This window comes from Acetobacter papayae JCM 25143, assembly GCF_000613285.1.
Classification (GTDB): Bacteria; Pseudomonadota; Alphaproteobacteria; order Acetobacterales; family Acetobacteraceae; genus Acetobacter; species Acetobacter papayae.
Genome location: NZ_BAIN01000079.1, coordinates 1 through 10,046, shown reverse-complemented (window position 1 = coordinate 10,046; position 10,046 = coordinate 1). Strand labels below are relative to the sequence as shown.

The following is a 10,046-nucleotide window of genomic DNA, read 5'->3' as shown; positions in this document are numbered from 1 at the left end:
GCGGCCAGTGCCCCTGCGGCTCCAGCGGCCCCGGCGGCTGCGGCTACTGCCGCATGGTGATGCGGCTTTTCAGCATGGGCGGCAGCCGTTGCAGCGTGACCATGATGGGCATGAGCGGCTTCTTTCGTCCCTGCCTTGGCATGGTGTTTTTTATCCGCCTTCGCGGTTGTGCCGGTTTTGTGGGCGGTCTTTTTCGCGCCGCATGATGGGCCGTTTTGGTGGCCTCGGCACTGGCACCATCCGCGTGATGATGGTGGTGGTGCTTGGCGGTCTTGCCTGTATCGGCGGAGGCCGTAGCAGCCTGTGCCCCACCGGGCAGAACGGCCAGACCCGTCACACAGGCCAGCAAAGCGCAACGCAGCCGCCCGCCACGGGGCAGGCCAGCACAAAACGGAAAGGAACGGATAACTGTCATGCCTGCATCCCTGCCAACAGAGCCGCGCCGGAGCAAGAGGGCTTTCTCCGCTCACGATCAAAAACCTGCACACCGCACCCTGCCCGGACACACAGGGCCTAGCCTAACAGCCTAGAATACAAGCTGCCGCGCGGTGGCCGCGCAGTCGAGGAATGTGGGCAGGCCAACAACCCGCACCCCTTCGACCAGATCCTGCGGGGCAAGGTTCATGGCTTTCAGCCCGGAGTCGCATACCATCATCTCAGCCCCCATTTCCTGCACGGCATCACGGAGCACCTCTACCCCGGCCACGCCCGCAGTCAGCCGCCCAGCCTCGCCCGGCACATGCTCAGGCACACCACTCCATGACCGGCAGAAAGCCGCAACGCCGCTCCCCATACCAAACAGGATAACCGGCCGCCCCAACGCCAGAGCTGTCGCGGCCATCATGAAGCCGCATGCAGGCGCTCGTAACGAGCTTCCACCAGCAGCAGGGCCAGAGATTCAGAGGGCGCAGTCTGTGTTTCAGGCGGGATGGAAGGCTGTGTGCTCATGCTCTTACCCCTGCCGGGCCACACACCGGGCAGGCCGGGTCAGCCGCCAGTGTCAGTTCGGAAAAACGCATGGACAGGGCATCCCACATCAGCAACCGCCCGTCCATGGATGTGCCAATACCGGTAATGGCCTTGAGCGCCTCGGTTGCCTGCAAGGTGCCCATCACACCCGTTACGGCTCCCAGCACCCCGGCATCACCACAGGTGGGGCTGGCAATATCGTTGCCTCATGAGGGGGGTAAAGACAGGCGTAGCACGGGCCACCAAGCTGGGGCCGGAACGTGGAAAGCTGTCCACCGAACCGCTGCGCCGCAGCCGAAACCAGCGTTTTACCCTGTCGCACGCAGGCAGCGTTAACCAGATAGCGCGTATCGAAATTATCGCAGCCATCGCACACCAGATCATAACGCGAGACCAGTTCTTCCACCGTGGTGGCATTCAGCCGCGTATCCCATGTTTCGACCACGATTTCAGGATTGAGCGCGCTCAGCCGTTCGCGGGCGGAAGCGACTTTCTTGTGCCCTACCGTTCCAGCCGTGTGCAGAACCTGACGCTGGAGGTTGGAGAGTTCCACCACATCGTCATCCACCAGCCCCAGCCGCCCGACACCCGCCGCCGCCAGATACAGTGCCGCCGGTGAGCCAAGCCCCCCGGCCCCTACCACCAGAACAGAGGCATTCTTGAGCGCCATCTGCCCTGTGCCGCCCAGTTCGGCCAGCAGGATATGGCGCGAGTAACGCTGAATTTCGTTCTCGGAAAGATCAATTCTCATCGGCCTGCCTCCCTGCTGCCCAGACACCGGGCCTGACATCATATTTCTGTAATAACAAGCCCTGAACTGCGATGTTATCCTCGCATCCGCCCGGGGTTCTGGGTTATAAGTGTTGCTCACAACGCATGGAAGGAATGCACACATGGCACTCCCCACCCGGTCGGGGGCATTCTCCCGGCAAGCCCGTCTGCCCCGGCACCAGGCTGCGCGCCGGGCCTGTGTCTACTCAGCACTTCTTGCGCTGGGGCTTTATGTATCCTCGCCATTCATCACGTTGTTCTGCGTGGGGATGGACCTGCACACCCATGACATGGCGGCTCTTGGGCGGGTCATCAACTGGGGCTCTCTCGATAGCTCGATCAAGCAGCAGGCACTGGCCGGGCTGCACCTTGATGCACAGCCCCCGGCGGATGAACTGCCCGAGTTCGGCTCCTCTTTCGCCAGCAATGCCGTGTCTAACGCGGTGGACAACACCGTAACCTCGGCCAATCTCGGCACGCTGGTGGATCAGGCCATGCCTGCCATTCCACCTGAAGCCGCCCCCGCCCTGAGCCTGCGCGGCATGACGGCCCTGCTGCGCCAGACTTCGGTGCGTTTCGCCCGGCTGGACTGCTTTGTGGCCGAAATGCCCGTACCCGGCCACGCGGATGAAACACCCCTGCGGGTGGAAATGCGCATTCAGGCTGGCGCTGGAAAATCACCAACGTGACCTTCCCCGTCGCACAGGCCCGCACCATGCAGGTTGCGGCCCCCACCCCAGCACACGAAGCCTGAGGCCTCCTTCAGGCGGCGCACCTGCAGGAGCGCCGCCGGGCCTCACGCGTGCGGCGCTGCTTTATTTCGCGGCGGGCAGGTCTTCTTCCAGCACAACCATGTTGATGGCGTAGCTGACATCACCATCTTCATCATCACGATGAACGGTGCCGATCACCTCACCATTGACGGCCAGTTCAACCGACATGCCAGCACGCGGCGCGGGGTTGACCGTCAGGTCCTTGGAGCCCAGCAGGCGACGCAGGGCTGTCTGCAGGCGGGTGATTTCAGAAGCTGAGAGAGAAGTCATCGTCATTCATTCCTTGCGGGCATTGCGGGCGGTGCGGACTGCCATAGCCGCTCCACCTGTGTGGCATAAGCATTCGGCCGGGCTGGGAGCGCAGGCTGACAGCGCCAGAATTCCTAAAAAAACCGACACCCGGCCCCGTGCGCGCACCCTTTGGCCTGTCGGGCCCGCTATAATCTGCCCAAGCCGCTGCCGCAACCTTTCCGCACCCCTGCCTTGTCGTAGCCATTTTCTCCCGCCCAACTGGCAGGGTCGTAAAAAACGCTCTGAAAAGGAAAGCCCTGCTTGTCGTTCATCCGTCGTCTGTCCACTACGGCTCTTGTCAGCCTGACCATGGGCCTGTGCCTGCTGGATGCACACACCACAGCCCGGCCGCCAGTGCTGGCAACGACAGCGCACGCGCCCGATCATGCGGAGCAGGCCCTGCACACGATCTCGCAGGATATTGTCAGCAATGGTGCGGCCCCGACCGCGCGCGCCCTGACACAACAGAACGGCTGGCGGAACGTAACCACGGCTCTGGCACAGGGGCAGCCTGAGGTCGCCCCGGTATTATCGAGCCTGATCCCCGCAAGCAGCAGCCAGACCACCGCCCTGCTGCGCCGCAGCATGAAAACCGCCCTGCCCCGGCACCCCTCTGTGGTGCTGAGCGCCCTGCACGAACAGACCAGCAGCCCCGTAGGCCCGCGCGATGTCTGCTCTGCCAAAGGCATGAGCCGCACATGGCGCAAAAACGCGGCACAGGCTGTGGCCACCGTGCATGACATCCGCCTGAACAGCCGGGCAAGAGAGTGCCTGAGCCTGCTCCAAAACAGCTAATTTTTGCTGTTTTTTAATTCTGTTGTCGTATTCGACACAGGAGGTGGAAAAATCTTTCGATAAACGCTTAGTGATGCCCAACACGCAATCGCGATATGACATATTAGCATTGCGTGAAACAATATGGATATAAGTCATTCACAAAATGAATGACAGTCGCGCCTCAAAGACAAAAATAAAAGAAGAGACCACGACCTATGTTCATTCCCTGCGGCATCCGCCTGATTCCCCTTGTCCATCCCGCAGCTTTTTGGGCCGTACCGTATCAGGCCAGACAGCCACATGGCTTCTGCTTGCCAGCACATCCGCCTTTACCATGCTCCACCCCATGCAGGTACAGGCCGAAACTGCGCCGCATGCGGCTCACCTGAACTACCCGCACACCACTACGCAGGAAACCACGCTCCCTGCCCCCACCAAAACGGTCACGCCCGCAGCGCAGAGCACGACAGTCACGCTCAAACCCACCGCTCCTGCCAGCAATGTGGAAGTAAAAGCTCCTGTGGTGAACTGGAACAGTTCCAGCTTTCTGCCGCCCCTGAGCAGCCGCCCCGAAGCGTATGGTCAGCCGCAGACGCTCGAACTCAAGCCCCTGCCCACAGCCCTGCTGCATCAGGGACCATGGGGAGTGTTCAACTCCAATACGGGCGCTGCTGCCGGTTTTGGTACGGTGGGTTATTACGCCGTGTCACGCTGGGCAGAAGACTGGTCCAGCCTGCGCGACAAGCGCAACCGTATCGACGCCATGGACGTGCTGAAATACATCCCGTTCAACGATAAGGGCGATATCTACCTCTCGCTCAGCGGCAACTTCCGCCAGCACAATTTCTATGACCAGCGTGCGGGTTTTGGCGCGACCAAGAAAGACCCTGCCTACCGCAACAACTATCGCTGGAACGTGGGGGCTGACCTGCATCTGGGCGAGCATGTGCGCCTGTATGGCGAGCTGATGAGCGGTCAGGCGGCGGGTATCAATTATTACGGTTATGCCGGTGGCCGCTGGCGCAGCAGGCTGGACGCGCAGCAGGCCTTTGTGGAAGTGCGTGGCCGCGTGCTCAACGCGACCGTGGGCGGCATGGCCGGGCGCATGACGTTTCTGGACGCGCCACCCTATGTCACGGCGGGTAGCGTGTATCCCTCCCTGCCCTATTCATGGAACGGCCTGCGCGGCTATGCCTTCTGGAAAAACTTCCGCGTCGATGGTTTCTACCTGACACAGACCGACACATCCCCCTCCGCCATGTTCCATGACAAGGTTGGTTGGAAAACCCGCCTGTTCGGGGTTTACACCTCCTATGCGCTGCCCAAGTTCACCTTCCTTGAGCGCAACAGCCAGATTTTTGTGGATACGTTCTACCTTGGCTTCATTCTGGCCAACAACCCCATGCCCACGGCGGTTTCGGGCGTTTCCATCGCGGGTTCGACCCATCGCGATACGCCGGGAATGCGAATCTGGGGTAATGCCGGACCGATCGAGTTTTCCATTGGCGGCATGTGGCAGGGTGGCGAATTCCGTCCCGCCAATAACGGGCCAAGCCGGAGCGTGTCCGCCTATGCGCTGGATGCCACCATTTCATGGCGCTTTGCTCACTGGCCCGGCCACCCGGCCATTGGCATTCAGGCTGACGATGTTTCGGGCGGCAACCTCAATGGTAGCAAAAACTCCACATGGGGTGGCTTCATGTCACCGTTCGTGCCCAGTGCCTACTATCTGGACATGAGCACCTATATCGGCCAGTCGAACATTATCGATGTGGGCCCGATCGCCACCATAACACCCACCCCCAACACAACACTGCTGCTGAAAGTGCCGGTTGTGTGGCGTAACAATACAAACGATGTGGTGTACCCAAACGGCCTTACTTACTATAACTTCCGCCCGCATGGGGGCTACACGGCCACCCTGCCACAGGCGAGCTTTACCTGGCGCGCAACCCGCCACATTACCCTGAGTATTGATGGGGAATATATCTTTGCCTCACGCAGCATGATCGAGGCGGGGGCATCCTCCGGCGCGTTCGTGCAGAGCAATCTTGAACTGACCTTCTGACGCCGCGCCCCGCGCACGGTACAGACAAGGCGCCCGATCCATCGTATTTGAAACGGACGGAGCGGCGCCCGGTACAATGCCCCATCCGTGCTTTCACACGTATCGTTGTCAGGCCAATGGGGCAAACCACATGACCGTCTCTCCCTCCCGCCGGGAAATCACCCTGCGCGGCCTGATTCTGGGGGCGCTGATCACGGTCGTTTTCACCGCATCCAATGTCTATCTGGGCCTGCGGATCGGGCTGACCTTTGCCTCATCCATTCCCGCTGCTGTCATTTCCATGGCGGTGCTGCGCATGCTGGGGCGTAGCACCATACTGGAAAACAATATGGTGCAGAGTCAGGCCTCGGCGGCGGGCACGCTTTCGTGCGTATTCGCCACGTTTCCGGGGCTTATCATGGCGGGATACTGGCACAGCTTTCCCTTCTGGCAGACAGCGGGACTATCGCTGGCAGGTGGCGTGCTGGGCGTGCTCTTTACCATCCCATTGCGGCACGCGCTGGTGACACGTAGCGCCCTGCCTTACCCCGAAGGTGTAGCCGCCGCCGAAATCCTGCGCGCCGGGGCCGAAGCCCAGTCCGGGCAGGGCCTGCGCGCGCTGCTGGCGGGTGGGCTTGTTTCCACCGTGCTGTCTTTCGCTACGGGAGCGCTCCGGCTGCTGGCCGATGGCATTACGCTGACAGCCAGCGCCGGGGCTGCGGTTTTCCAACTTTCAGCCAGTTTTTCTCTGGCCCTTGTGGGAGCTGGTTATCTGGTAGGGCTGGCGGGCGGACTGGCCATGCTTACGGGCTGCTTTCTGGCATGGGGGGTGGGCGTGCCATGCTGAGCAGCCACACACCAAACCCCGCAAACCTGCCTGCCTCGGTGTTTGCCCATGACCTCTGGCTACACAAGATCCGCTTTATCGGGGCGGGTAGCATTGCCGTGGCATCGCTGTGGACACTGGTGGAACTGCTCCCGCCTGTAATAAGCGGAATCCGGCAAAGCCTCACCCCCTCCGACAGCAGCACCGCAACGCATGAGCGCGACCTGTCTCCCCTGAGCATGGCCGGGCTTCTGGGCCTGTCGGCCTTCGGGCTGTGGTGGTTTTTCCGCGACTTTCTGGGTCCTGTCACAACCGGCGCGGGAGCACTGGTGCTGGCGGCGGTGCTGTTCTGCATTGTGTTCGGTTTTCTTATGGCGGCAGCTGCGGCTACATGGCGGGCATTGTCGGCTCATCCTCCTCGCCCATTTCGGGCATTATCATCGTCGGGGCCGTGCTGAGCGCGCTGATGATTCTGGCCCTTGAAACACTGGGGCTGGTGCCCTCCGCCTTAATGGCCAACGGGCAGAAACTGGCTACGGCTTTCACCATTCTGCTGCTTTCGGCCATTACCGCCACCATCGCCATTTCCAACGACAACCTGCAGGACCTTAAAACCGGCCAGCTTGTTGGCGCATCACCTTGGAAGCAGGAAGCCGTGCTGATTGTGGGGTGTGTGGTGGGCTCGCTGGTTATCCCGCCTGTGCTGAACCTGCTGTATCAGGCCTATGGCTTTGCAGGTGCCATGCCCCGCCCCGGCATGGACCCGGCCCGTGCGCTCTCCGCTCCACAACCTGCGCTGATAACAATGATTACGCAGGGTATTTTTTCCGGCACGCTGGACTGGAGCATGTTGGGGGCGGGCCTAGCCCTAGGCTGTGTGCTGATTGTTGCAGACAGGCTTTTGCGCCGACACGGCCTGTCCCTCCCCCCGCTTGGTGTGGCCGTTGGGCTCTACCTGCCAGCCTCCACCAGCATGACACTGGCTGGTGGTGCTGTTCTGGGGTGGGTTCTGCGCGCATGGGTGAAGCGAAACGCGCCAGCGGAGCACGATACGCAGGCGTGGCAGACACGCGGCACCATGCTGGCCTCCGGCTTTATTGTTGGCGAGAGCCTGACAGGCGTGGCCGTTGCAGGTCTTTCCGGCGCATCGGGGCATGATGATACTCTGTCCGTAGCCTCTGCCCTGCCCGCCGCCGTGCCAGATGTGCTGGGCGCGCTGGCCTTCTGTGCCGCCTGCCTGTGGTTCGCACGCAGCTTTATCGGGGGAAAAGAGCACACGCTCTCGCCGTAAGGTGAAGACGCACTGGTAGCCTTCCCCCTCGCTTTCAGGGGCAAAGCAAGGCAAAACGCGCTGACATGCCCTGCTGGAGAAAGGCCCCGCCATGCTGCTGAACGTGATTGAACGCGGCCCCGAGCCCACGACAGCCCCCACGCTGCCGCCTGTCGTGCTGCTACATGGTCTGTTTGGCCGCGCCCGCAACCTTGGTTTTGTGCAGCGCCGCCTGTCCGCCACCCGCCGCACGCTGGCCATGGACCTACGCAACCATGGCACCAGCCCGCACGGCCCCATGAGCTACCCCACCATGGCGGCCGATGTAGCCGAAACCATGCGCCACCACCATGCCATGCCCGCTACCGTGCTGGGCCATTCCATGGGCGGCAAAACGGCTATGATGCTGGCCCTGACACAGCCTGAAAGCGTGCGGAGCCTGATTGTAGTGGATATTGCACCGGGTCAGGGCGGCTTTGACAGCCTCGACCTGCCTCAAGGGCTGGAAACGCTGCATTTTCCACCCCATCTGGACCTGCACACGGCCAATGACCTGCTACGCCCGCTGATAGACAAGGATGGGGTGCGCCAGCTCATGGTGCAGAACATGCGGCTGGGCGACAATCCGGGCTGGGCTATCGGGCTTGAAGACATACAGGCCGCACTCCCTACCCTGATGGCATGGCCCAGCCTGCCTGCGGATGCCTGTTATACTGGCCCAACCCTGTTCATACGCGGCGCTGAGTCACGCTATATCCAGCCGGAAAACGAACCCGCCATGCGCCGCCTGTTCCCTAACCACCGGCTTGAAAGCATTGCCGGGGCGGGGCACTGGGTGCATGCGGATGCGCCACAACGTTTCTGTGAACTGGTGGAAGCCTTTCTGGCCGAACACTAACGCCCCAGCCGCACCTACGTATACCGGGGTGCGGCAAAGCCGGTTTACAGCAGCCGATGTTACAGAGGGGTGGACGGCAGGCCCGCGATATCACGCGCCACAGCTTCGGCCATACGGATACCATCCATCGCCGCGGAGAGAATCCCCCCGCATAGCCAGCCCCTTCACCAGCAGGATAAAGCCCCGGTGTGTTGACCGACTGCCCGGCCTCCCCTCGCGGAATGCGCAGGGGGGAAGATGTGCGGGTTTCCACCCCGGTCATGACCGCATCCTCCATTGTATAGCCTTTGAGCTTACGGTCGAAATGCGGCAGGGCCTCGCGCAGGGCTTCCACCACAAAATCCGGCAGGCAGGTAGACAGGTCTGTAGGCGTAACGCCCGGCCGGTAGGACGGAACAACCTCGCCCAGCGAAACCGAAGCCCGCCCGGCCAGAAAATCGCCCACACGCTGGGCCGGAGCGCGGTAATCCCCCCCGCCGGCCACAAAAGCCTGTTTTTCCCAATGCCGCTGGAAAGCCACCCCCGCCAGCGGTTCATCCGGGTAATCCTGTCCGGGGCGCAGTTCCACCACAATACCGGAATTGGCGTTCCGTTCCGCGCGGGAGTACTGGCTCATGCCGTTCGTCACCACCTGCCCTTCTTCCGAAGTGGCCGCAACGACCGTCCCGCCCGGACACATGCAGAACGAATAGACCCCGCGCCCGTTAGCCGCATGGTGCACCAGCCGGTATTCCGCAGCCCCCAGAAGGCTGCTGCCCGCCGCACTGCCGAACTGCGCGGTATCGATAACCGACTGCGGATGCTCGATCCGCACCCCTATGGAAAACGGCTTGGCCTGCATGGACACGCCTTCGTCATGCAGCATGGCAAAAGTATCGCGCGCACTATGGCCTACCGCATGATGACATGCCCGCTTTCCACCACCTCACCATTGGCTAGGCGCACACCCTGCACATGGCGGGTGCCGGGCTCCAGCAGCAGGCCATCCACCCGCGACTGGAAACGGTATTCCCCACCCGCGGCCTCGATTTCGCTACGGATGTGCTCAACCATGGAAACAAGGCGGAACGTGCCGATATGCGGATGCGCGAGGGTGAGAATATCCTCCGGCGCACCAGCTTTAACAAACTCCTCCAGCACCTTGCGGCCCAGAAAGCGCGGGTCACGCACCTGACTGTACAGCTTGCCGTCAGAAAAAAGTTCCGGCTCCGCCTTCGCCAAACTGCACGTTGCTTTCAGGTGTCAGAACTGAGCGCCGCCACAGGGCGAAGGTATCGACTGTCCGCTCGCGCACGGCCTTGCCGCGCTCCAGCAGCAAAGGCCGCAGGCCCATACGTGCGAGAATAAGCGCCGCCATGAAACCGCACGGCCCCGCACCCACTACCACCGGCCTGCGATAGCCCGGCCGGGCCGCCAGTTCCGCC

7 protein-coding genes and 3 pseudogenes are annotated in these 10,046 nt (G+C 62.0%); 5 read left to right on the top strand and 5 right to left on the bottom strand.

The genetic code is table 11. The features are described from left to right. Positions 1-43: 43 nt before the first annotated feature. The 3 genes and pseudogenes from JCM25143_RS13215 to JCM25143_RS19650 form a co-directional block, all read right to left on the bottom strand. Positions 44-415, bottom strand: coding sequence for a hypothetical protein (locus JCM25143_RS13215; protein ID WP_025861552.1), 372 nt, complete (start codon positions 413-415; stop codon positions 44-46). Positions 416-526: 111 nt separating this feature from the next. Further along, a complete protein-coding gene (locus JCM25143_RS19655) occupies positions 527-844 on the bottom strand; it encodes a DsrE family protein (protein ID WP_051543369.1) in 318 nt (105 codons plus the stop codon). Between the two features lie 75 nt (positions 845-919). Continuing rightward, positions 920-1,720: pseudogene (locus JCM25143_RS19650) on the bottom strand (HesA/MoeB/ThiF family protein). A gap of 142 nt (positions 1,721-1,862) precedes the next feature. Here JCM25143_RS19650 and JCM25143_RS13200 point away from each other — a divergent pair. After that, the gene (locus JCM25143_RS13200) at positions 1,863-2,429 is read left to right on the top strand and encodes a DUF2939 domain-containing protein (protein ID WP_025861551.1); all 567 of its coding nucleotides are present in this window, start codon (positions 1,863-1,865) and stop codon (positions 2,427-2,429) included. Between the two features lie 126 nt (positions 2,430-2,555). Here JCM25143_RS13200 and JCM25143_RS13195 read toward each other — a convergent pair whose 3' ends face one another. Further along, the gene (locus tag JCM25143_RS13195) at positions 2,556-2,783 is read right to left on the bottom strand and encodes a DUF3126 family protein (RefSeq protein ID WP_025861550.1); all 228 of its coding nucleotides are present in this window, start codon (positions 2,781-2,783) and stop codon (positions 2,556-2,558) included. Between the two features lie 282 nt (positions 2,784-3,065). Between JCM25143_RS13195 and JCM25143_RS19645 the strand changes: the two genes are divergently transcribed. From JCM25143_RS19645 to JCM25143_RS13175, 4 genes and pseudogenes are all read left to right on the top strand, one after another. After that, positions 3,066-3,599: a hypothetical protein gene (locus tag JCM25143_RS19645; RefSeq protein WP_025861549.1), complete on the top strand. Its 534-nt coding sequence runs from the start codon at positions 3,066-3,068 to the stop codon at positions 3,597-3,599. Positions 3,600-3,915: 316 nt separating this feature from the next. Further along, the gene (locus tag JCM25143_RS13185) at positions 3,916-5,649 is read left to right on the top strand and encodes an alginate export family protein (RefSeq protein ID WP_234395256.1); all 1,734 of its coding nucleotides are present in this window, start codon (positions 3,916-3,918) and stop codon (positions 5,647-5,649) included. A gap of 130 nt (positions 5,650-5,779) precedes the next feature. Then, positions 5,780-7,745 (top strand): annotated as a pseudogene (locus JCM25143_RS19640) (OPT family oligopeptide transporter). A gap of 91 nt (positions 7,746-7,836) precedes the next feature. Next, positions 7,837-8,622: an alpha/beta fold hydrolase gene (locus JCM25143_RS13175; protein WP_025861547.1), complete on the top strand. Its 786-nt coding sequence runs from the start codon at positions 7,837-7,839 to the stop codon at positions 8,620-8,622. A 59-nt stretch (positions 8,623-8,681) separates the two neighbouring features. On the opposite strand, the pseudogene JCM25143_RS19635 reads toward JCM25143_RS13175, so the two are convergent. Then, positions 8,682-10,046 (bottom strand): annotated as a pseudogene (locus JCM25143_RS19635) (NAD(P)/FAD-dependent oxidoreductase); the annotation flags it as partial.